Below are 21,329 nucleotides of genomic sequence, written 5' to 3'. Positions count from 1 at the left end.
GCGAACCCCGGGTAACGTCGGGCAGTGAGGCGTTGTCCATCCCGTCCGGCCACGGACGGGTGATCCTTCCGCAGCGGCACAGGACGACGCCCCATGCGCCACTAGACTGCTGCACACATACGCGTCAGGCCCACAGCGTCGTGCGTCTCCAACGCGGCCAAGCGACACCGGAGAAGTGCAGGCACGCCCCCACGCCGCCCGGCACGCACTCTCGCGGCACCGGCCGAAGGCCCTGGTAGCTCTGCTACGAGGACCTCCAGCCGGCACGCCGAGAGCACGCACCGAACGCCGCGGGAACGCACCCGAACCTCTCCGGCGCCGCTCCACCCCTCCACCGCCTGCGGCCGTCGGGACGGCCGTCCGCAGCACTGGACTTGTGAGGACTCACGTGAGCTCGAAACCCGTCGTACTCATCGCTGAAGAGCTGTCGCCCGCCACCGTCGACGCCCTGGGCCCGGACTTCGAGATCCGGCACTGCAACGGCGCGGACCGGGCCGAACTGCTCCCGGCCATCGCCGACGTGGACGCGATCCTGGTCCGTTCGGCCACCAAGGTCGACGCCGAGGCGATCGCCGCCGCGAACAAGCTGAAGGTCGTCGCACGAGCCGGCGTCGGCCTGGACAACGTGGACGTCTCCGCCGCCACCAAGGCCGGCGTGATGGTCGTCAACGCCCCGACCTCCAACATCGTGACCGCGGCCGAGCTGGCCTGTGGTCTGCTCGTCGCCACCGCCCGCCACATCCCGCAGGCCAACGCCGCGCTGAAGAACGGCGAGTGGAAGCGCAGCAAGTACACGGGTGTGGAGCTGGCCGAGAAGACCCTCGGTGTCGTCGGCCTCGGGCGCATCGGTGCGCTCGTCGCCCAGCGCATGTCCGGGTTCGGCATGAAGGTCGTGGCCTACGACCCCTACATCCAGCCCGCCCGCGCCGCGCAGATGGGCGTCAAGGTGCTGTCGCTGGACGAGCTGCTCGAGGTCTCCGACTTCATCACCGTCCACCTGCCCAAGACCCCCGAGACCGTCGGCCTCATCGGCGACGAGGCGCTGCGCAAGGTCAAGCCGAGCGTGCGGATCGTCAACGCCGCCCGTGGCGGGATCGTCGACGAGGAGGCGCTGTACTCCGCCCTCAAGGAGGGCCGGGTCGCCGGTGCCGGTCTCGACGTGTACGCGAAGGAGCCCTGCACGGACTCCCCGCTCTTCGAGTTCGACCAGGTCGTCTGCACCCCGCACCTCGGTGCCTCCACCGACGAGGCGCAGGAGAAGGCCGGTATCGCCGTGGCCCGCTCCGTGCGGCTCGCCCTCGCCGGTGAGCTCGTGCCGGACGCGGTGAACGTGCAGGGCGGCGTCATCGCCGAGGACGTCAAGCCGGGTCTGCCGCTCGCCGAGCGCCTGGGCCGGATCTTCACCGCGCTCGCCGGTGAGGTCGCCGTCCGCCTCGACGTCGAGGTCTACGGCGAGATCACCCAGCACGACGTGAAGGTGCTGGAGCTGTCCGCGCTCAAGGGTGTCTTCGAGGACGTCGTCGACGAGACGGTGTCGTACGTCAACGCCCCGCTGTTCGCGCAGGAGCGCGGCGTCGAGGTGCGTCTCACCACCAGCTCCGAGGCGACCGAGCACCGCAACGTCGTCACGGTGCGCGGCACCCTCGCCGACGGCGAGGAGGTGTCGGTGTCCGGCACGCTGGCCGGCCCGAAGCACATCCAGAAGATCGTCGCCGTCGGTGACTACGACGTGGACCTCGCGCTCGCCGACCACATGATCGTGCTGAAGTACGAGGACCGCCCCGGTGTCGTCGGCACGGTGGGCCGCATCCTCGGTGAGGCGGGTCTCAACATCGCCGGCATGCAGGTGTCGCGGGCGGTGGCCGGCGGCGAGGCGCTGGCGGTGCTGACCGTGGACGACACGGTGACCGCGACCGTGCTGGCCGAGGTGGCCGAGGAGATCGGGGCGACCTCGGCTCGCTCCGTCAACCTGGCCTGACGTGCCGCCGGGGGCTCGCGCCCCCGGGAACCCCCCCGTTCACTCTGAACGGTCTCGTGCTCACACGCCGGACGGGCTGAGCTCATCAGCCTGTCCGGCGTTTTCGCGTACCCGCACCCGCCGCAGGGTCACCGCCGCCGCTGCCGCCGCACCGGCCAGCAGCACCGCGCCCGTGACCGCCGCCGTGTGCATGCCGCTGGTGAAGGCCTCGCGTGCCGCCGTGGCCAGGGCGTCCCCCGCGCGCCCCGGGAGCCGGTCGGCCACGGCCAGGGCGCCGCCCAGGGTCTCGCGGGCCGCGGCGGGCGCCGAGTCCGGGATCTCGTGGCGGTAGACGGCCGTACCGATGGAGCCGAGGAACGCCATGCTCAACGCGCCGCCGAACTCCGTGCCGGTCTCCAGCAGGGACGACGCCGCGCCCGCCTTCTCCACCGGGGCGGCGCTCAGTGCCAGGTCGGCCACCTGGGACATGACGGTGACGATCCCGCAGGCCAGCACGGCGCACGCGGCCAGCAGCAGCCACAGGGAGTCGGTGCCGGCCAGGGCCAGCATCACGTAGCCGCACGACGAGACGGCGAAGCCTCCGCCGACGACGTACGCGCGGGGAACGCCCCGCCGCACGAGGTGGGCGCCGGCCGGGGCCGCGAGTCCGATGGGCACCGACGGCAGCAGACTCCACAGCGCGGCCTCGAGAGGGCTGTTGTCAAGGACCGACTGGATGTACTGGGTCGTGAAGTAGGCCGAGCCCATCATGCCGAAGGCCGCGACGAGGTTGAGGACGACGGCCGGGCTGAAGCCGCGGCCCCGGAACAGCTCCGGCGAGATCAGCGGGGAGGCCGCCGTGCGCTGGCGGTGGACGAACAGCGCGGCGAAGAGCAGACCGGCGCTCACCGACATCGCGTACCGCACGTTCCAGCCCTCGGACGCGAGGTCCTTCAGACCGTAGATCACGGGGAGCACCGCCGCCATCGACAGGGGGACGCTCAGCAGGTCGAAGCGGCCGGGGCGGGGGTTGCGCGACTCGGGCAGCAGGACCGGGCCGAGCAGCAGGAGCAGCAGCATCGCGGGCAGGTTGACCAGGAAGACCGAGCCCCACCAGAAGTGCTCGACGAGCACCCCGCTCATCACCGAGCCGAGCGCGATGCCGGCCGTCATCACGCCCGACCAGATACCGATCGCCTTGGTGCGCTGGGCGGGGTCGGTGAACATCGTGCGCACGAGCGCCATCGTGGACGGCATCAGCGTCGCGCCGCCGATGCCGAGGACCGCGCGGGCTGCGATGAGGGTCTCGGCGCTGGTGGCGTAGGCCGCGACCAGGGAGGCCGTACCGAAGGCGGCGGCGCCGATCAGCAGGAGCCTGCGACGGCCGACGCGGTCGCCGAGCGAGCCCATCGTCATCAGCAGGCCGGCCAGCACGAAACCGTAGATGTCGAAGATCCACAGCTGCTGGGTGGCGCTCGGCTCCAGGTCGGCGCTGATCGCGGGGATCGCGAAGTAGAGGACGGACACGTCCATGGAGACCAGCAGCAGCGGAAGCATCAGCACGCCGAGAGCCGTCCATTCACGGCGGCCGGCGCGGGCGGGAGGGTGCGGGTTCGTCGTCATGGGCAGGACTGTACGAGCGTACTAAACGCTTGTCTAGTACGATTGTTTAATACGTCTGTCTGGATCCTGCGTTAGGGTGGCATGCCATGGGACACCGTGAGGATCTGCTCGAGGGCGCCAAGCGCTGCCTGCTGGCGAAGGGCTTCCTGCGCACCACCGCGCGCGACATCGTCAAGGAGTCGGGCACCAACCTGGCGTCGATCGGCTACCACTACGGCTCGAAGGACGCGCTGCTCGCGCAGGCGTACGTCGAGATGGTGGAGGGCATGTCCGACGCGTTCGAGGGGGGTGGTGAACTGCGGGGCGAGCCGGGGTCGTTGGAGCGGTTCGCGGAGGTGTGGGCGAACATCATCGCGACCATGCGTGATCCCGGGTCCATGTGGCGGCTCAGCATGGAGATCGTGGCCATGGGGGACCAGCTGCCGGAGGTGCGGGACCATCTCGCGCGGGCCCAGCGGGAGGGGGCGCGCGGCATCATCACGCTCTTCCACGGCGGGAACGAGGAGGACGTCCCTGAGGAGCAGGTCGACACCCTCGGCGCCTTCTACCTGACCCTGATGATGGGCGTCATGGCGCAGTGGATCTTCGATCCGAAGACCGCGCCCGAGGCCGGGCAGCTCGCCGAGGGGCTCCGCCAGGTGATCGAGGCCGCTACGCCGAAGTGACGCCGACGCGGCCCTCGCGCATCTCGACGACCCGGTCCGCGAAGTGCCGTACCACCGACCGGTCGTGGCAGATGAACAGGTGGCCGAGGCCCAGGTCGTCCTGGAGGTCGGCGAGCAGGTTCAGCACACCCGCGCGTACCGACGGGTCGAGCGATGACACCGGTTCGTCGAGCACCAGCAGGCGCGGGTCGGACGCCAGGGCGCGGGCGATGCCGGCGCGCTGGCACTGGCCGCCGGAGAGCTCGTGCGGGTACCGGTCGCCGTACGCGGGATCCAGGCCCACCCGGTCGAGGAGTTCGGCGACCCGGGCCGGCCCGTCGGCGGGATGCCAGCGGCCCTGGACCTTCAGGGGTTCGGTGACGGCGTCGCGGATGCGGTGGCGGGGGCTCAGCGAGCCGTACGGGTCCTGGAAGACGGGCTGCATGCGGGGCCGCAGCGGGCGCAGCTCGCGCTCGCTGAGAGACGTCAACTCCCGCCCCTCGAAATGACACCGCGACCGGTGGCGTTGCCCACCGCGTCGGCCGCGCGGGTGTGGATCCCGCCCCGGACTCGGCCCGGCGGCCACGGTGCGCCGGTCTGTCCTCAAACCGCCCTTTCGGGCGACGGGCTCACCCGGAGGGCCCGATGTCCTGCCCGTGTGCGAGCCGGGCCCCCTTCAACGCCATGTGCAGCAGCAGGCGGTCCTCGCCGTCGTCCAAGTCCAGGCCGGTGAGCTTCTCGATCCGGGACAGGCGGTAGTACAGGGTCTGGCGGTGGATGCCCAGCTCGGCGGCGGCCCGGGCGGCCTGACCGGCGCAGTCGAGGTAGACCTCGGCCGTACGGGCGAGTTCCCGGTGGACGGGGAAGAGCAGGGAGTGCACCGCCGGGTCGCGTGCCACCTCCGGTGGCAGCGCGGTGAGCAGCCGGAACGGCCCGATCGACGCCCACTGGGCGACGGGCCCCAGCCGGGGCTCGGCCGACGCGGCCCGAGCGGCTGCCGAGGCCTCCCGCCACGCTGTTCCCAGCTCGGCGAGGCCGGAGCGGGGCGTTGCGATGCCGGCGGCGGGGCTGGCCGCTCCGCGCGGGGGCCCGCCGGCCGGTCCGGTGGAAGAAGCCCCGGGTTGTCCGGCCCGGGCACCGGCGGCGCTGCGGGGGCCGTCGGCCGGTCCGTGAGGGGGCGAGCCGGTTGCTCCGGGCGCTGCGGTTGCTCCGGGTGCCCCGGGCGACGGAGTGCCGATGGCCGGTCTGCCCGAGGCGCCGGCGGTTGCTCCCCTCGAAGCGCTGCCCGTCGCTCCGTGCGAGGTGCTGCTGGTCGTTCCGCCCAGGGTGCTGCCGGCCGCTCCGCGGGAAAAGTTGCCGGTCGCCCCGCCCGGGGTGTTGCCGGTTGCTGCGCCCGAGGCGCTGCCGCTCACCCCTCGCGAGGCCGTGCCGCTCGCGGGCGGCGCGGTGGCGCTGCCCGGGCCGCGTGCCCCGCCCGCCCGTTCCAGCAGGCGGGCTGCCGCTGTCGTCGCCGGAGTCAGTACGTCCGAGGAGCGCAGGCGGATCAGGACGGCCACGCACTGGGACGCGGCCCCCCAGGGCAGCGTGCACAGGGCTGTCGCGCCCGGCATCGTGCGGACCGACGGGGCGTCGTCGGGGTCGGCTGTGGGCCAGGGGGCGACGCAGAGCACCGTGTGGAGGTCGTCGGCGCGGGGGCCGAGAGCGGTGCGGAGCTCGGCGACGGCCATGTCGCTCTGCCAGCCGCGCTCGGCGGTGAGCACGGCCCGGAGCTCGCGGCTGAGGTCGGCGCCGTGCTGGGCCTCGTCCGCGAGCAGGGCGCCGATGCGGGCCGTGACCCGCATGGCGGCGGTGAGCTGGCGCTCGCTCGGGCCGGGATCGTCGTCCAGGAGCCAGATGTAGCCGTGCACCACGCCCCGGTGGCGGACGGGCAGACAGATCCGGCCCCGGTAGACCCCGGCCTCCGGTGTCGGGGGGATGCGGACCGGGCCCGTCGCCCGGGTGATGCCGAAGCCCTCGAACCACGCCCGGACCGCCGCCGTCGAGCGGCGGGTCAGGATCGAGCGGGTGCGCACCGGGTCCAGGGCCGACGGATCGAGGTCGCCCTCACTGTCGTAGGCGCCGAAGGCGATCAGCTCGAAGTCCCGGTTCTCCAGGGTCGCGGGCGCGCCGAGCAGCTCCGAGATCTCGTCGACCAGCTCCTCGTAGTCGCCCCTGTGTTCCGACGTCACCCGGGCATTGTCGCGCACTTCTCCGAGCCCCTCATACATCTGTCTGAGATCTGCGGCACGAATGCGTGACAGCTGTCGATGGCCGACGATCGGAGGGATCCTTAGGTTTCACGGTGGTTCTCCGTGCCGTACCCGACGCGCCATCCGCGAGGGGTCCGGCCTTCACGTTGCTTGTGCTCTGGAGGTGCCCCGTGCTGGGTCCCGTGATTCTCGCCGCGTCCCGCAGCGACCGGATGCGACGCCTGATCTCGGCGGCACCGGTGACCAAGCAGGTCGTCGACCGCTTCATCCCGGGCGAGGACGTCGACGACATCGTCCCCGTCGTCCGGGACCTCGCCGAGCACGGCCTCGAACTGACGATGGACGTCGTCGGCGAGGACATCACCAACCCCGCGCAGGCCGCCGCCGCCCGGGACGCCTACCTGGAACTCGTCGACCGGCTCAAGCCGCTGGAGCTCGGCACCCGCGCCGAGATGTCGGTGAAGCTGTCGATGTTCGGGCAGACACTGGAGGGCGGCCACGAGCTGGCCCTGAGCAACGTCCGCCCGGTCGTCGAGGCCGCCGCCGAGATCGGCACCACGGTCACGCTCGACGCCGAGGACCACACCACCCTCGACTCGATGTTCGCCATCCACGAGGAGCTGCGGAAGGACTTCCCGCAGACCGGCTGCGTCATCCAGGCGTACCTGTTCCGCACCGAGGCCGACGCCCGCCGCCTGGCCGCGAGCGGCAGCCGGGTCCGTCTGGTCAAGGGTGCGTACAAGGAGCCCGCCTCGGTCGCGTACCAGGACAAACACGAGATCGACCGGGCATACGTCCGTATTCTGCGCACGTTGATGGAGGGGGAGGGGTACCCGATGATCGGGTCCCACGACCCGCGCCTGATCGCGATCGGCCAGGAGCTCGCCCACCAGGCCGGGCGCAAGCTCGACGAGTACGAGTTCCAGATGCTCTACGGCATCCGCACCGACGAGCACCTGCGGCTGGCCGCCGAGGGCCACCGGATGCGCGTGTACACCGCGTACGGCACCGACTGGTACGGCTACTTCATGCGCCGACTCGCGGAGAAGCCGGCCAACCTGCGCTTCTTCGCCCGGAGCATGCTCACCAAGGGCTGACAGCCCTTCGAGGGGCGAGAGCCCTTGAAGGGCCTGGAGCCCGTCAAGGGCCGAGACCGAATCACCGCTCAGTAAGGAGTTACGGAAAACATGGACGCTGTGACCCAGGTCCCCACCCCCGTCAACGAGCCGGTGCACGGCTACGCCCCCGGCTCGCCCGAGCGGGCCCGCCTGGAGGCCCGGCTGAAGGAGCTGGCCGACAACCCCGTCGACCTGCCCTGCACCATCGGCGGCGAGAAGCGGATGGGCGGCGGCGAGGCCTTCCAGGTCGTCCAGCCGCACAACCACCAGGCCGTGCTCGGCACGTACCGCAACGCCACGCAAGCGGATGCCCAGGACGCCATCGACGCGGCCCTGGCCGCCGCGCCCGCCTGGCGTGCGATGGCCTTCGACGACCGCGCGGCGATCATCCTGCGCGCCGCCGAGCTGCTGTCCGGCCCCTGGCGCGAGACGCTCGCCGCCTCCACCATGCTCGGCCAGTCAAAGACCGCCCAGCAGGCCGAGATCGACACGCCCTGCGAGCTGATCGACTTCTGGCGGTTCAACGTCTCCTACGCCCGCAAGCTGCTGGCCGAGCAGCCGCCGGCCAACTCCCCGGGCGTCTGGAACCGTCTGGACCACCGCCCGCTCGAGGGCTTCGTCTACGCGATCACGCCCTTCAACTTCACCGCCATCGCGGGCAACCTCCCGACGGCCCCGGCCCTGATGGGCAACGTCGTCGTCTGGAAGCCGTCCCCGACGCAGACCCACGCCGCCGTGCTGCTGATGCAGCTGCTGGAGGAGGCCGGTCTGCCCAAGGGCGTCATCAACCTCGTCACCGGTGACGGCATCGAGGTCTCCAAGGTCGCCCTGGAGCACCGCGACCTCGCCGGCATCCACTTCACCGGCTCGACCCCCACCTTCCAGTACCTGTGGAAGACGGTCGGCAACAACATCGAGAAGTACCGCACCTACCCGCGCCTCGTCGGCGAGACCGGCGGCAAGGACTTCCTCGTCGCCCACCCGTCGGCCGACCCGGCGATCCTGAAGACGGCGTTCACCCGCGGCGCCTTCGAGTTCCAGGGCCAGAAGTGCAGCGCCACGTCCCGGGCGTACATCCCCGCCTCGATCTGGAACTCCGGCTTCAAGGAGGAGCTGGCCGCCGAGGTCGACGGCATCAAGATGGGTGACGTCACCGACCTGTCGAACTTCATCGGCGCCGTCATCGACGAGCGTGCCTTTGCCAAGAACAAGGCCGCCATCGACCGCGCCAAGGAGGACCCGACCTGCACGATCGTCGCGGGAGGCACCTACGACGACTCGGTGGGCTACTTCGTGCGCCCGACCGTCATCGAGTGCACCGACCCGGAGAACGAGGTCTTCCGCACCGAGTACTTCGGCCCGATCATCGCCGTGCACGTCTACGAGGACGACAAGTACGACGAGATGCTGACCCAGATGGAGTCCGTCTCCGACTACGCCCTGACCGGCTCGGTCATCGCGAACGACCGCGCGGCGGCGGCCTACACGGCCGACAAGCTCCGCTACGCGGCCGGCAACTTCTACATCAACGACAAGTCCACCGGTGCCGTCGTCGGCCAGCAGCCCTTCGGCGGCGGCCGCGCCTCCGGCACCAACGACAAGGCCGGCGCCCCGCAGAACCTGATGCGCTGGACCCTGACCCGCGCCATCAAGGAGACGCTGGTCCCGCCGACGGACTACACGTACCCGCACATGGGCTGACACCCCGCGGCGCCCGACGGGCCAGGCCGAAAAGGCCTGGCCCGTCGGCATGCCCGGCGGAAACACTGGGGCCATGACCAAGACGGAGACCGTGACCACCGGGGACGGCGTACGACTGTGGGCCCAGCGCTCCGGCCGGGGCGCCACGCCCCTGGTGCTCTGCCACGGCGGCCCCGGACTGTGGGACATGTTCGACGACGTCGCCGGACTGCTCGGCGACCTCGCCACGGTGATCCGCTGGGACCAGCGCGGCTGCGGGCGCTCGGAACCCTGCGACGGGCCGTGGACCGTCGAACGCTTCGTGGCCGATCTCGACGCCGTACGACGGCACTTCGGGCTGGACCGTACGGCGCTGCTCGGCCACTCCTGGGGCGCGCAACTGGCGTTGCACTACACACTGGCCCACCCGGACAGGGTCGGCACGCTGGTCTACGTCAGCGGTACAGGCATCGGCCCGGACAGCGACTGGCACGGCGCGTACAAGGAGAACCAGCGGGCCCGGCTCGGAGAGCGGCTCGAACGTCTGGTCCTCCGGCGGGAGCTGACGGACACGCCGAAGCGCGACGAGGCCCGGGAGCGGGAATGGGCGGTCCTGCACTGGTCGGCCGAGTTCCCGGACGCCGACCGGGCGACGGAGCACGCCGAGCGGATGGCCGACCCCTGGCTCGGGATCAACTCCGCGTGCAACAAGCGGCTGAACGCCGCGGCGAGGAGGGTCTGCGGCACTCCCGGCCTGTACGCCGCCTGCGCGGGCCTGGAGGTGCCCGTGCTCATCGTCGACGGGGCCGAGGACATCCGGCCGCGCTCGGCGGTGGACTCGCTGGAGCGGGCCCTGCCGCACGTGACGCGGGTGACGTTCCCGCAGGCCGGTCACCTGCCGTGGGTGGAGGATCCACAGGGTTTCCGGGAGGCGGTGGGCGCGGGCCTCGGGCCCGGATAACCGGTCGAGAGCCGCCCGGTCCCTTCACATACTGGTGCGATGACCACCCGAGTGCGCACCACCCACACCGCCGATCTGACCCCCGCCGAACTCGACGCCGTGCGCGGCCTGCTGGACGCCGCGTTCGAGGGGGACTTCGGTGACGAGGACTGGGATCACGGTCTCGGCGGCGTGCATGCCCTCGTGCACGACGAATCCGGGCTCGCCGCGCACGGTGCTGTCGTGATGCGCCGGGTGCGGCACGGCGGGCGGTGGATGCGGGCCGGGTACGTCGAGAACGTCGCCGTCCGTGCCGACGTCCGCCGCGGCGGCCTCGGCGGACGGGTCATGGCGGAGTTGGAACGCGTCGTCGACCGCGCCTACGACCTCGGCGCCCTCTCCGCGAGCGACGACGGGGCCCGGCTCTACGCCTCCCGCGGCTGGGAGTCGTGGACCGGTCGGGTGCACGCACTCAGCCCGCGGGACGGCATCGTCCGGCTGCCGGAGGAGGAGGGCAGCACGTACGTCCGGGCCGCCCTGGCCGGGTCCCTCGACCCCGCGCACGAGCTGGTCTTCGACTGGCGCGACGGCGACGTGCTCTAGAAATCACCGCAGGTCAGCACGGTGTGACCCAGTCCACCGTCTCAGATAGTAGGAAGTCCGAGTAATTGTGGAGACAGACGCTCCGCGCTCCCTTAGCTTTGTAGGAGCCGAACGTCTCGCTCGACCAAGCGAATGGCGGTCGTGAGCCGGGCCCCGTGCAGGCAACCCCTGCGGCACCGCTCCCCGCCCCCTCCGGCGTCTCGTATCCCTCCCTGTGCACTCCGTGCTGTCGAAGGAGTCGATTTCCCATGGCCGAGACGACCGTCCGCCGCCGAGTCCGTCACCTCTCCCGTACGACCGAGTCCGACCGGAAGAACGCCGCCGCCGCGCTCCAGCGCGCCCTCGACCGCAGGGACAACGGCGGATCCAGCGGCCACTGAGCCGCGCACCGCACACAGGACCGGGAGCCGCCCGACGAGGCGCGGTGCGGGGCCTCACGCCCCGCGCCGCACCTCGAAGTGGTCGATCCGCTCACCGCTCGACGCCAGCGCCGACACCTTCAGTCGCGGCCTGGCGCCACTCTCCGCCTCCACCGAGAGGAACGAGAAGCCCCGGTAGCGCACCCGTGACCACTGCGCCGACTCCGCCTTGGTGTCCCGGGACTTGGTCCACCGGAACGTGCTGACCGGCTCGTGGTCGGCGGCGTTCCCCTCGTAGCTCTCCTTCACGCCGTCGGGGAAGCCGTACAGCTCCTTGCCGCCCCCGCCCGCGGTGACGTACACGATCCCGTCCCGCCGCGGATCCGTCGTTCCGCCGACCGGCACCGGCCGGCCCACCTCGCCGTTCCGGATGGCGTCCGTCCGCTCGTAGACGTGGTTGTGCCCGTTGATCACCAGGTCCACCTCGTGCCGGGCGAACAGCGGCAGCCACTCGGCGCGCACCCCGCCGTCGGAGGCGTGCGTGGACGTCGAGTACGCGCAGTGGTGGAAGAAGACGACGATGAAGTCGACGTCCTTCGAGGACCGCAGCTCGCCGAGCTTGCCGTCCAGCCACTTCGTCTGCCGCCCCTCCGTGTAGCCGAGGTTGGCGGGGATCTCGTACGACACGTCGTTCGCGTCCAGCGCGACCACGCCCACATTGCCGTACGTGAACGCGTACACACCCGGTGCCGTACGCGCGTCGAAGCCGCTGTCCGGCAGGGAGAACCGGGCGAGCTGGCCGCCGTAGCCGTCGGGTGAGTACCAGGCTTCCATGTCGTGGTTGCCGGTGGTCACCATCCACGGCACCGCCCTAGCCACCGGCTCGGTCTGCTTCAGGAACCGGTCCCACTGGCTCGCGTCGAAGACGTCCGACTCCTTGCCCTTGCCGGTCGGGTCGGCGTAGCAGATGTCGCCCGCGTGCAGATGGAAGGCGGGCTTCCGGCGCAGCAGCGTGCGGTCGTTGAGGGCCGCCTCGTCACCGACGCCCTGATCGCCGAACGCGGTGAACACGAACCGCCCGGGCGGGCTCGCCGGTGCCGTGCGGAAGGACGTGACGGTCGACCGATGCCGTGGGGAGGCCGGGTCGAAGCCCTCGTGGCCGACGCCGTAGTAGTACGTCGTGCCCGGACGGAGGCCGTCCAGCGCGGCGTGCAGGTAGTACTGGTCCACCGCCGCCCGGATGCCCTTCAGCTCCGGGGTGTGCAGATCGCGCAGCTCCGCCTCCACCTTGCGGCCGAGGTCGTCGGGACGCAGCCCCACCCGCACGTACGGCTTCCGCACCGCGAGCGGCACCTGCCAGGAGATCCGCATCTGCGTCCTGGGGTCGGCGCCGAAGGCGAGATGGCGGCCGAAGGGAGTGACGAGGGAGCCGGGTGCCTGCGACGTGCTCGGGGACGGGCTGCCCGTCGCCGTGGCGCCGGCCTGCCCGGAACGGGAGCCGGAGGAGGAGCCGGAGCAGCCGGTCAGCAGTCCGCTCGCCACCGCGCCCGCCGTCACCAGCGTGCGCCGCCGCGACAGCCGGGTCCGCAAGTACTCGTGCTGCTCCGCCATGCTCATCCGGCCGGCGAGCTCGGGCGGGATGCCGAAGTGGGGGATCTCCATGTCCAGTGAACTTCCCAGCAGAGGCCAACGGCCGCACCACAAACGGGTGAACGGCACCCGACGGACGCGTGCCGTCACCCGGCCGGACGCCTCCCGCCTGTCCGCATCACGGACACCGAATGTCATCCCATGGGACGAGGAGTAGGGTGCCCGCATGTCTCGCAGCATCAATCTCGCAGTGATCCCCGGTGACGGCATCGGCCAGGAGGTCGTGACCGAAGGCCTGAAGGTCCTCTCCGCCGTCCTTCCGCAGGATGTGAAGCTGGAGACGGAGGAGTACGACTTCGGCGCCCGGCGCTACCACGCCACCGGTGAGACCCTCACCGACGCCGACCTCGACGCCCTGAAGCGGCACGACGCCATCCTGCTCGGCGCGATCGGCGACCCGTCCGTGCCGTCCGGCGTTCTGGAGCGCGGCTTCCTGCTCAAGCTCCGCTTCGCCTTCGACCACCACGTCAACCTGCGTCCGTCGAAGCTCCTCCCGGGTGTCGCCACCCCGCTCGCCGGCGAGCCGCAGATCGACTTCGTCGTGGTCCGCGAGGGCACCGAGGGCCCGTACACCGGCAACGGCGGCACGATCCGCAAGGGCACCGAGCACGAGGTCGCCACCGAGGTCTCCGTGAACACGGCCTTCGGTGTCGAGCGCGTGGTCCGCGACGCCTTCGCCCGTGCCCAGGCCCGTCCCCGCAAGAAGCTGGCACTGATCCACAAGAACAACGTGCTGACCTTCGCCGGTCACCTGTGGACGAACGTCTTCAACAAGGTGGCCGAGGAGTTCCCCGAGGTCACCACCGAGTACATGCACGTGGACGCGGCGACGATCTACCTCGTCACGCAGCCCGAGCGCTTCGACGTGATCGTCACGGACAACCTCTTCGGCGACATCGTCACCGACCTCGCCGCGGCCGTCTCCGGCGGCATCGGCGTCGCCGCCAGCGGGAACATCAACCCCTCCGGCGACTTCCCCTCGATGTTCGAGCCCGTGCACGGCTCGGCCCCGGACATCGCCGGCCAGGGCAAGGCCGACCCGACCGCCACCGTGCTGTCCGTCGCCCTGCTCCTGCGCCACCTCGGCTACGAGGCCGAGGCCGCCCGCATCGACGACGCGGTCGCCGCCGACCTCGCGGAGCGCACCGGCAAGCCCGCCCGCTCCACCTCGGAGATCGGCGACGCGCTCGCCGTACGCGTAGCCGGCTGACCCGCCGCTGCACACCGCAAGCCGCCGGGTCGCATCAGCGCCCGGCGGCTTCCGCATGTTCCCGCCGGGTGCCACCATCGACCACCGGGCCGCAATCACCCCGTTCCTTCCGCCGCCGCCCCCGGGCGATAATCGAACGCGAGGCCGCGGAATGAGGGAATGCTCGGACGTCCTAGCACTGGTCACCATCAGAGCAGTACCGAGCGCGGCCCGTCACTACAACCGGTGAAGGACATCAACCCATGACGACGCCCACGATCGAGCTCAAGCCCTCCGCCAACCCGCTCTCCGCCGCGGAACGCGAGGGGATCCTGGCCAACCCCGGGTTCGGCCGCCACTTCACCGACCACATGGTGACGATCAAGTGGACGGAGGGCCGCGGCTGGCACGACGGGCAGCTCGTGCCGTACGCGCCGATCTCCCTCGACCCCGCCACCACGGTCCTGCACTACGCGCAGGAGATCTTCGAGGGCCTGAAGGCCTACCGCCAGCCCGACGGGTCCGTCGCCACCTTCCGCCCCGAGAAGAACGCCGAGCGTTTCCAGCGCTCCGCCCGCCGGCTCGCGATGCCCGAGCTGCCGGTCGAGACGTTCATCGAGGCGTGCGACGCCCTGGTGAAGCAGGACAAGGCATGGGTGCCGGCGCACGGCGGCGAGGAGTCCCTCTACCTGCGCCCGTTCATGATCGCCACCGAGGTCGGGCTGGGTGTGAAGCCGGCCAACGAGTACCTGTTCCTGGTGATCGCCTCCCCGGCCGGGGCGTACTTCCCCGGTGGTGTGAAGCCGGTGTCCATCTGGGTCTCCGAGGACCGCGTCCGCGCCGTCCCCGGCGGCATGGGCGACGCGAAGACCGGCGGCAACTACGCGGCGTCCCTGCTCGCGCAGGCCGAGGCCGCGACGAAGGGCTGCGACCAGGTCTGCTACCTCGACGCCGTGGAGCACACGTGGGTCGAGGAGCTGGGCGGCATGAACCTGTACTTCGTGTACGGCGACAAGATCGTCACGCCGTCGCTGACCGGGTCGATCCTGGAGGGCGTCACGCGCGACTCCCTGCTCGCCGTCGCCCGTGACCTCGGGTACGAGGCCGAGGAGGGCCGGGTCTCGGTCGACCAGTGGCAGCGGGACTCGGAGAACGGCTCGCTGACGGAGGTCTTCGCCTGCGGTACGGCCGCGGTCATCACTCCGGTCGGTACGGTGAAGCGGGCCACGGCGGAGTGGAAGCAGAGCGGGGGAGAGCCGGGCGAGGTCACGCTGCGGCTGCGCCAGGCGCTGCTGGACATTCAGCGGGGTACGGCCTCGGACGCCCACGGCTGGATGCACCGCCTGGGCTGAGCGCTCCCGGTCCCGGGGGCTCCGCTCCCGGACCCCCTTGCCTATGCCCACCCACCACCCGAATCGGTTGGGCGGGAAGCTGGTCCGTCGGCCGTGTCGAATCGGTCAGGCAGGAGGCCGGGCTCTTGCCCGGGTTGAGCCGGTCGGGCCGTCAGCCGTGTCGAGGCCGGGCGGCCAGGGAGCCGGGCTCCTGCCCGCGTGACGCCGGGCCATCAAGAAGCTGGGCGCGAATCGACCGGGCGAGAAGCGGGCGTCGCCTCACCGGCCCCGGGCTCCTCTGCGGGTGAGCCCGGGGCCGTCAGCGCGTACGCCACCCCTCCGACCACCCCCGACAGCAGGAAACTGCAGTCCACCCCGCCGGTCATCGCCAGCAGCGGCCCCTCGTACGACGGCAGGGACACCGCGAGGACACCCACTGTCGCCCCGGCCGCCCACGAGAGCGCCGCCGGGACGTTCCAGCCGGCGCGGTACCAGTAGACGCCGCCCCGGGCACGGCGGTTGAAGACCTGGAGGGCGTCCGCGTCGTAGACCCCGCCGCAGCGGGCGAAGCCGATGAGGGTGATGACCGCCCACGGCGTGCCGACGGCGGTCAGGAGCAGCACGAAGGACGTCATCGCGTCCTGCGCGGTCGAGTAGTAGTGCCCGGCGAAGACACAGGCCGTGGCGACGGCCGCGACCACGTACGTCGCCCGGGCCCGGGAGGCGCGCGGCAGGATCGCGTCCAGGTCGAGGCCCATCGAGTACAGCATCAGCCCCGCGTTGCCGACCGAACCGGCCGAGGCCGCCAGGAGCAACGGCACGAGGTACCAGGACGGGGCCGCGTCGACCAGCGGGCCCGCGTAGTCCAGGGCCGCCCCGGCGGCGTACGCCGTGAACGTGCCGAAGAGCTGCGGCACCAGCAGGCCCAGCATCAGCCCCAGCCAGGTCGCGTGCAGCACCCGGCGGGAGGAGTGGCGGGCCGGGGAGATGTAGCGGGTGTAGTCGCCGAGCAGCGTGATGAACGCGACCGGCCCGGACAGCCCGGCGGCCACGGCCGCGAGCAGCCAGGTCGGCCAGAACCCGCCCAGCAGATAGCCGCCCGCCTCCGGCAGCGCCGCGGTGGTGAAGCCCGGGGCGTAGGCGATCACGCCCAGCGCCAGCAGGGCCGTCATGCCGAACGCCAGCACCCGTGACATCGCGAGCAGCACCCGGTAGCCGTACACCGCACCGGCGACGGTGGCCGCGGCGAGCAGCCCGTAGACGACGCCGTACGCCACCCCGCCCTGCGGCAGTCCGGCCAGCCGGCCCAGGACGCCGACCATCACGTCTCCGCCGATCCATACGGTCAGCGCGGTGTAGCCGAGGGCCAGCAGCAGCCCGACCACCGAGCCGACCAACCGCCCGCGGACCCCGAACTGGGCGCCGGAGGAGGTCGACAGATTGGTGCCGGTGCGCAGCGAGACCAGTGCCAGTGGGGCCGTGAACAGCACGCCCACCACCGTGCCCGCGAGCACCGCGCTCACCGACGACCACCAGTCGAGGCCGAAGGACGGCGGCAGCCAGCCGAAGACGATCACGCCCAGGCAGAGGTTGGAGCCGAGCAGGATCGACACGAGGTCGCGCGGCCCGCTGGTGCGCTCCTCCTCGGGGATGGTGTCGACTCCGCGCTGTTCGATCGGCATGCTGGTCTCCCTTGGTTAGAGCGACGTTCAATGTGATGTGTGCATTGCTTCACCGTCAACCTTTCAGGCAAGGTAATTTCTTGTTTAGAGTGATGCTCTAAACGAAGGGAGTGACATGCGGCTGACCCCGACCGAACGCGACCGGCTGCTGCTCTTCGGCGCCGCCGAGCTGGCCCGGGCCCGCAGGGCCAGGGGACTGAGGCTCAACGTCCCCGAGGCGACCGCGCTCATCGCCGACACGGTGTGCGAGGCCGCCCGGGACGGCGCCCGGCTCACCGAGGCGATCGAGCGGGCGCGGGCGGTGCTCGGACCGGACGACGTGCTGCCCGGTGTCGCCGACGTCGTCACCGAGGTGCACGTCGAGGCCGTCTTCGACGACGGCTCGCGACTCGCGGTCGTCTCCGACCCCGTCGGCGGCGGCTCGGGGCCGGACGCCCCGGGCGCACTGCTGCCCGGGCCGCAGGATGCCGAGTCCGAGCCGGCCGAGCGGCTCACGGTCACCAACACCGCGACCGTGCCCGTGTCGGTGACCTCCCACTTCCACTTCTTCGAGGCCAATCCGCGGCTCGACTTCGACCGCGGCCGGGCCTACGGCATGCGGCTGGCCGTGCCCGCGGGGTCGTCCGTGCGGTTCGGGCCGGGGGAGAGCGCCGGGGTCGGGCTGGTGCCCATCGGGGGCGAGCGGATCGCCATCGGGTTCGCCGGGCTCGTCGACGGGCCGCTGGACGCGCCGGGCGCCAAGGAGGAGGCCCTGAGGCGGGCCGCCGCCTGCGGCTACCTCGGCGTACCGGAAGCAGCGACTGATCAGGAGGTCGAGCGATGAGCCGCCCAGGAGGCCACCCCGCCGAGGCGCGCCGCCTCACCCCGTACGAGTACGCCGCCACGCACGGCCCCCGCGCCGGTGACCGCATCCGTCTCGGTGACTCGGGTCTTGTCGTCAAGGTCGAGTCCGACTCCCAGCGCCGGGGTGACGAGTTCCTCGCCGGGTTCGGCAAGACCGCCCGCGACGGGCTGCACCTCAAGGCGGCAGCGGTCCGGGAGACCTGTGACGTCGTGGTCAGCAACGTCGTGGTGATCGACGCCGTGCAGGGCGTCCGGAAGGTGTCCATCGGCATCCGCGAGGGCCGGATCTGCTCGATCGGGCGGGCCGGCAACCCCGACACCCTCGACGGGGTCGACGTCGTCGTCGGCACGGGCACCTCGATCGTCTCCGGCGAGGGCCTGATCGCCACCGCCGGGGCCGTCGACACCCACGTCCACCTGCTGTCGCCGCGCATCATGGAGGCCTCGCTCGCCTCCGGCGTCACCACGGTCATCGGGCAGGAGTTCGGGCCGGTGTGGGGCGTCGGCGTCAACTCGCCCTGGGCGCTGCGGCACGCCTTCGGCGCCTTCGACGCCTGGCCGGTCAACATCGGCTTCCTGGGCCGTGGTTCGTCGTCCCACGAGGCGCCCCTGGTCGAGGCCCTCGCCGAGGGTGGCGCCTCCGGCTTCAAGGTGCACGAGGACATGGGCGCCCACACCCGCGCCCTGGACACCGCCCTGCGGGTCGCCGAGGAGCACGACGTCCAGGTCGCCCTGCACAGCGACGGGCTGAACGAGTGCCTGTCGGTGGAGGACACCCTGCGCGTGCTGGAGGGCCGGACCATCCACGCCTTCCACATCGAGGGCTGCGGCGGCGGGCACGTTCCCAACGTTCTGAAGATGGCGGGCGTGCCGAACGTCATCGGCTCCTCCACCAACCCGACCCTGCCCTTCGGCCGGGACGCCGTCGCCGAGCACTACGGCATGATCGTCTCGGTCCACGACCTCAAGACCGACCTGCCCGGGGACGCCGCCATGGCCCGCGACCGCATCCGGTCCGGCACCATGGGCGCCGAGGACGTCCTGCACGACCTGGGCGCCATCGGCATCACCTCGTCGGACGCGCAGGGCATGGGACGCGCGGGCGAGACGGTCCGTCGGACGTTCGCCATGGCCGGGAAGATGAAGGCCGAGTTCGGTGCCCCCGACGAGGAGCACGACAACGAGCGCGTCCTGCGCTACCTGGCCAAGCTGACCATCAACCCGGCCCTCGCACACGGGCTGTCCCACGAGGTCGGGTCCATCGAGACCGGCAAGCTCGCCGACATCGTGCTGTGGCGGCCCGAGTACTTCGGCGCCAAGCCGCAGCTGGTGCTGAAGGCCGGCTTCCCGGCGTACGGCGTGGTCGGCGACCCGAACGCGGCGACCGACACCTGCGAACCGCTCGTCCTCGGACCGCAGTTCGGCGCGCACGGGGCGACACCGGCCGAGATATCGGTGGCGTTCGTCGCGCGGGCCGCGCTCGACCAGGGGCACGACACCATGCCGACCCGGCGCCGCAGGGTCGCCGTGCGCGGCACCCGCGGCATCGGCCCGGCCGACCTGCGCCTCAACTCCCGTACCGGAGCGGTCGACGTCGACCAGCGCACCGGTCTGGTCACCCTCGACGGCGAGCCGCTGCGCTCCGGACCCGCCGAGTCCGTCTCCCTCAACCGTCTCTACTTCCTCTGAGGATCAACGATGTCCGCAGCCGCCGACGGCTTCCGCATGCCCGCCGAGTGGGTTCCGCACGAGCGGACCTGGATGGCCTGGCCGGGCCCGAACGAGACCTTCGACGACCCCGGGGAGCTGGCCGCCGCCCGGGTCGCCTGGGCCGCGGTCGCCCGGGCCGTGCGCCGCTTCGAGCCGGTGACGGTGGTGTGCGGCCCGGGCAGCTCGGCCGAGGCACGTGCGCTGCTGGGCGAGGGCGTCGACACGGTCGAGAGGGACCTGAACGATGCCTGGATGCGTGACATCGGCCCCACCTTCCTGACCAACGGCAGCGGTGAACTGGCCGCCGTCGACTGGACGTTCAACGGCTGGGGCGCGCAGGAGTGGGCCCGCTGGGAGCACGACGCCGAGGTCGCCGCGCACGTCGCCGAGCTCGCCGGGGCACGGACGTACGCCTCGAAGCTCGTCAACGAGGGCGGGGCGATCCATGTCGACGGGGAGGGCACGGTCCTGCTGACCGAGACCGTCCAGCTCGGCCCGGAGCGCAACCCGGGCTGGTCCCGCGAGCAGGTCGAGGCCGAGATCCACGCCCAGCTCGGCACCCGCAAGGCGATCTGGCTGCCGCGCGGCCTGACCGGCGACTACCCTCCCCACGGCTTCGGCACCCTCGGCCACGTCGACATCGTCGCGGCCTTCGCCCGCCCGGGCGTCGTCGTGGCCCACTCCCAGCCGGACCCCGCCCACCCCGACCACGAGGTGACGAGGGAGGTCATCGGCCTGCTGCGGTCGCAGACGGACGCGCGCGGACGGCGCCTGGAGGTCGTCGAGGTCCCAGCCCCGACCGTCCTGGAGGCCGACGGCCACTGGGCCGACTACTCCTACATCAACCACTACCTCTGCAACGGCGGCGTGGTCCTGTGCGGCTTCGACGACCCGCGTGACGAGATCGCCGCCGGCATCTTCCGCCGCCTGTTCCCCGAGCGCACCGTCACCCTGGTGGACGCCCGTACGATCTTCGCGGGCGGTGGCGGCATCCACTGCATCACGCAGCAGCAACCGAGGACCTAGGAGTGCACATGGCCGGTGGGCGACGGCAGGCCCCGCCCCGCGAGGACGTCCTCGCCGCGGCCATGGAGATGATCGCCGAGCGCGGCCTGGAGAAGCTCACCATGGCCGCGCTCGGCCGCGAGGTCGGCATGAGCAGCGGCCATCTGCTCTACTACTTCGGCTCCAAGGACGAACTGCTGCTGCGCACCCTGGAGTGGAGCGAGGGCCGCCTCGGCGCCGAGCGCGGCCGGCTGCTGACCCGGACCGCGCCCGCCCTCGAACGCCTCGACGCCTACGTCGACCTGTACGTCCCCGACGGCCACCGCGACCCGCACTGGACGCTGTGGCTGGAGGTCTGGAACCGCTCGCAGAACGCCGACGCCGACGCCCGCGACCGGCAGGCCGCCATCGAGGGCGCCTGGCACCGCGACCTGGTCGCCCTGCTCGCCGAGGGCATCTCGCGGGGCGAGTTCCGGCGCGTCGACCCGGACCGGTTCGCCGCCCGCCTGCGCGCGCTGCTCGACGGTTTCTCGATCCATGTGGCGATCGGCCTGCGCGGCACCGACCGGGCCCAGATCTTGCGCCACGTGCACGAGTTCCTCGCCGACAGCCTGCTCGCGGACGCCTGAACGTACGCCCGGGTTGTACTCAATACGTCGGATTGACCCTCTGGCCCGTCGTGATGTTGGCTCTGAGCAGCCCTCGGCGCGGGGCCGGGGGAGAAGCGTCCACGGGGAACACCGGGG

17 protein-coding genes and 1 pseudogene are annotated in these 21,329 nt (G+C 71.7%); 13 read left to right on the top strand and 5 right to left on the bottom strand.

Annotation, left to right across the window (positions count from 1 at the left end; all coding sequences use genetic code 11):
- Positions 1 to 388: 388 nt before the first annotated feature.
- Positions 389 to 1,978: a phosphoglycerate dehydrogenase gene (gene serA, locus BJ965_RS11340; protein WP_184908540.1), complete on the top strand. Its 1,590-nt coding sequence runs from the start codon at positions 389 to 391 to the stop codon at positions 1,976 to 1,978.
- 60 nt (positions 1,979 to 2,038) lie between these two features.
- On the opposite strand, the gene BJ965_RS11335 is transcribed toward serA, so the two are convergent.
- Positions 2,039 to 3,580 (bottom strand): MFS transporter, encoded by a 1,542-nt coding sequence (locus tag BJ965_RS11335; RefSeq protein ID WP_184908539.1) that lies wholly within the window; start codon positions 3,578 to 3,580, stop codon positions 2,039 to 2,041.
- Positions 3,581 to 3,666: 86 nt separating this feature from the next.
- Here BJ965_RS11335 and BJ965_RS11330 point away from each other — a divergent pair, with 86 nt between their 5' ends.
- Complete coding sequence (locus tag BJ965_RS11330; RefSeq protein WP_184908538.1) at positions 3,667 to 4,245, top strand: TetR/AcrR family transcriptional regulator; 579 nt, start codon at positions 3,667 to 3,669, stop codon at positions 4,243 to 4,245.
- On the opposite strand, the pseudogene BJ965_RS11325 reads toward BJ965_RS11330, so the two are convergent.
- Both BJ965_RS11325 and BJ965_RS11320 read right to left on the bottom strand, forming a co-directional pair.
- Positions 4,232 to 4,729 (bottom strand): annotated as a pseudogene (locus tag BJ965_RS11325) (ATP-binding cassette domain-containing protein); the annotation flags it as partial. The gene BJ965_RS11330 and the pseudogene BJ965_RS11325 sit on opposite strands and share 14 nt — an antisense overlap.
- 124 nt (positions 4,730 to 4,853) lie before the next feature.
- Positions 4,854 to 6,491, bottom strand: coding sequence for a helix-turn-helix domain-containing protein (locus BJ965_RS11320; RefSeq protein WP_184908537.1), 1,638 nt, complete (start codon positions 6,489 to 6,491; stop codon positions 4,854 to 4,856).
- A gap of 152 nt (positions 6,492 to 6,643) precedes the next feature.
- Between BJ965_RS11320 and BJ965_RS11315 the strand changes: the two genes are divergently transcribed.
- The 5 genes from BJ965_RS11315 (at position 6,644) to BJ965_RS39905 (ending at position 11,194) form a co-directional block, all read left to right on the top strand.
- Positions 6,644 to 7,570 carry a proline dehydrogenase family protein gene (locus BJ965_RS11315; protein WP_184908536.1) on the top strand — a complete coding sequence of 309 codons (927 nt, stop codon included), beginning with the start codon at positions 6,644 to 6,646 and terminating at the stop codon, positions 7,568 to 7,570.
- Between the two features lie 90 nt (positions 7,571 to 7,660).
- On the top strand, positions 7,661 to 9,292 hold the full coding sequence (gene pruA, locus BJ965_RS11310) for an L-glutamate gamma-semialdehyde dehydrogenase (protein WP_184908535.1): 1,632 nt from the start codon (positions 7,661 to 7,663) through the stop codon (positions 9,290 to 9,292).
- 73 nt (positions 9,293 to 9,365) lie between these two features.
- On the top strand, positions 9,366 to 10,232 hold the full coding sequence (locus BJ965_RS11305; RefSeq protein WP_184908534.1) for an alpha/beta fold hydrolase: 867 nt from the start codon (positions 9,366 to 9,368) through the stop codon (positions 10,230 to 10,232).
- Positions 10,233 to 10,271: 39 nt separating this feature from the next.
- Positions 10,272 to 10,814 carry a GNAT family N-acetyltransferase gene (locus BJ965_RS11300; protein ID WP_184908533.1) on the top strand — a complete coding sequence of 181 codons (543 nt, stop codon included), beginning with the start codon at positions 10,272 to 10,274 and terminating at the stop codon, positions 10,812 to 10,814.
- Between the two features lie 248 nt (positions 10,815 to 11,062).
- Positions 11,063 to 11,194, top strand: a complete 132-nt coding sequence (locus BJ965_RS39905; RefSeq protein ID WP_107051730.1) for a hypothetical protein — start codon at positions 11,063 to 11,065, stop codon at positions 11,192 to 11,194.
- 54 nt (positions 11,195 to 11,248) lie between these two features.
- Here BJ965_RS39905 and BJ965_RS11295 read toward each other — a convergent pair whose 3' ends face one another.
- Complete coding sequence (locus BJ965_RS11295) at positions 11,249 to 12,835, bottom strand: purple acid phosphatase family protein (protein ID WP_184908532.1); 1,587 nt, start codon at positions 12,833 to 12,835, stop codon at positions 11,249 to 11,251.
- 154 nt (positions 12,836 to 12,989) lie between these two features.
- On the opposite strand from BJ965_RS11295, the gene BJ965_RS11290 reads away from it, so the two are divergent.
- Entirely contained in the window at positions 12,990 to 14,033 is a 1,044-nt protein-coding gene (locus tag BJ965_RS11290) for a 3-isopropylmalate dehydrogenase (RefSeq protein ID WP_184908531.1), read from the top strand.
- A gap of 242 nt (positions 14,034 to 14,275) precedes the next feature.
- The gene (locus tag BJ965_RS11285) at positions 14,276 to 15,364 is read left to right on the top strand and encodes a branched-chain amino acid aminotransferase (RefSeq protein ID WP_184908530.1); all 1,089 of its coding nucleotides are present in this window, start codon (positions 14,276 to 14,278) and stop codon (positions 15,362 to 15,364) included.
- A 212-nt stretch (positions 15,365 to 15,576) separates the two neighbouring features.
- On the opposite strand, the gene BJ965_RS11280 is transcribed toward BJ965_RS11285, so the two are convergent.
- Positions 15,577 to 17,025 (bottom strand): cytosine permease, encoded by a 1,449-nt coding sequence (locus BJ965_RS11280; protein WP_184908529.1) that lies wholly within the window; start codon positions 17,023 to 17,025, stop codon positions 15,577 to 15,579.
- A 115-nt stretch (positions 17,026 to 17,140) separates the two neighbouring features.
- On the opposite strand from BJ965_RS11280, the gene ureA reads away from it, so the two are divergent.
- The 4 genes from ureA to BJ965_RS11260 are packed head-to-tail and all read left to right on the top strand — an operon-like array spanning position 17,141 to position 21,212.
- Positions 17,141 to 17,848, top strand: coding sequence for an urease subunit gamma (gene ureA / locus BJ965_RS11275; protein ID WP_184908528.1), 708 nt, complete (start codon positions 17,141 to 17,143; stop codon positions 17,846 to 17,848).
- A complete protein-coding gene (locus BJ965_RS11270; protein WP_184908527.1) occupies positions 17,845 to 19,557 on the top strand; it encodes an urease subunit alpha in 1,713 nt (570 codons plus the stop codon). Before ureA ends, BJ965_RS11270 begins: the two co-directional genes overlap by 4 nt.
- Positions 19,558 to 19,566: 9 nt before the next feature.
- Positions 19,567 to 20,604 carry an agmatine deiminase family protein gene (locus BJ965_RS11265; RefSeq protein ID WP_184908526.1) on the top strand — a complete coding sequence of 346 codons (1,038 nt, stop codon included), beginning with the start codon at positions 19,567 to 19,569 and terminating at the stop codon, positions 20,602 to 20,604.
- Between the two features lie 8 nt (positions 20,605 to 20,612).
- On the top strand, positions 20,613 to 21,212 hold the full coding sequence (locus BJ965_RS11260; protein WP_184908525.1) for a TetR/AcrR family transcriptional regulator: 600 nt from the start codon (positions 20,613 to 20,615) through the stop codon (positions 21,210 to 21,212).
- Positions 21,213 to 21,329: the final 117 nt, after the last annotated feature.

It is taken from the genome of Streptomyces luteogriseus, assembly GCF_014205055.1.
Lineage (GTDB): Bacteria > Actinomycetota > Actinomycetes > Streptomycetales > Streptomycetaceae > Streptomyces > Streptomyces luteogriseus.
The sequence above is the reverse complement of the archived record's forward strand: the minus strand, read 5'-3'. Positions and strand labels throughout refer to the sequence as shown.

What these genes read in the sequence shown, in the direction of transcription:
- BJ965_RS11335 (WP_184908539.1), bottom strand. Translation starts at nt 3,580, where the DNA reads ATGACGACGAACCCGCACCCTCCCGCCCGCGCCGGCCGCCGTGAATGG.
- BJ965_RS11330 (WP_184908538.1), top strand. Translation starts at nt 3,667, where the DNA reads ATGGGACACCGTGAGGATCTGCTCGAGGGCGCCAAGCGCTGCCTGCTG.
- BJ965_RS11320 (WP_184908537.1), bottom strand. Translation starts at nt 6,491, where the DNA reads ATGTATGAGGGGCTCGGAGAAGTGCGCGACAATGCCCGGGTGACGTCG.
- pruA (WP_184908535.1), top strand. Translation starts at nt 7,661, where the DNA reads ATGGACGCTGTGACCCAGGTCCCCACCCCCGTCAACGAGCCGGTGCAC.
- BJ965_RS11305 (WP_184908534.1), top strand. Translation starts at nt 9,366, where the DNA reads ATGACCAAGACGGAGACCGTGACCACCGGGGACGGCGTACGACTGTGG.
- BJ965_RS11300 (WP_184908533.1), top strand. Translation starts at nt 10,272, where the DNA reads ATGACCACCCGAGTGCGCACCACCCACACCGCCGATCTGACCCCCGCC.
- BJ965_RS39905 (WP_107051730.1), top strand. Translation starts at nt 11,063, where the DNA reads ATGGCCGAGACGACCGTCCGCCGCCGAGTCCGTCACCTCTCCCGTACG.
- BJ965_RS11295 (WP_184908532.1), bottom strand. Translation starts at nt 12,835, where the DNA reads ATGGAGATCCCCCACTTCGGCATCCCGCCCGAGCTCGCCGGCCGGATG.
- BJ965_RS11290 (WP_184908531.1), top strand. Translation starts at nt 12,990, where the DNA reads ATGTCTCGCAGCATCAATCTCGCAGTGATCCCCGGTGACGGCATCGGC.
- BJ965_RS11285 (WP_184908530.1), top strand. Translation starts at nt 14,276, where the DNA reads ATGACGACGCCCACGATCGAGCTCAAGCCCTCCGCCAACCCGCTCTCC.
- BJ965_RS11280 (WP_184908529.1), bottom strand. Translation starts at nt 17,025, where the DNA reads ATGCCGATCGAACAGCGCGGAGTCGACACCATCCCCGAGGAGGAGCGC.
- ureA (WP_184908528.1), top strand. Translation starts at nt 17,141, where the DNA reads ATGCGGCTGACCCCGACCGAACGCGACCGGCTGCTGCTCTTCGGCGCC.
- BJ965_RS11270 (WP_184908527.1), top strand. Translation starts at nt 17,845, where the DNA reads ATGAGCCGCCCAGGAGGCCACCCCGCCGAGGCGCGCCGCCTCACCCCG.
- BJ965_RS11265 (WP_184908526.1), top strand. Translation starts at nt 19,567, where the DNA reads ATGTCCGCAGCCGCCGACGGCTTCCGCATGCCCGCCGAGTGGGTTCCG.
- BJ965_RS11260 (WP_184908525.1), top strand. Translation starts at nt 20,613, where the DNA reads ATGGCCGGTGGGCGACGGCAGGCCCCGCCCCGCGAGGACGTCCTCGCC.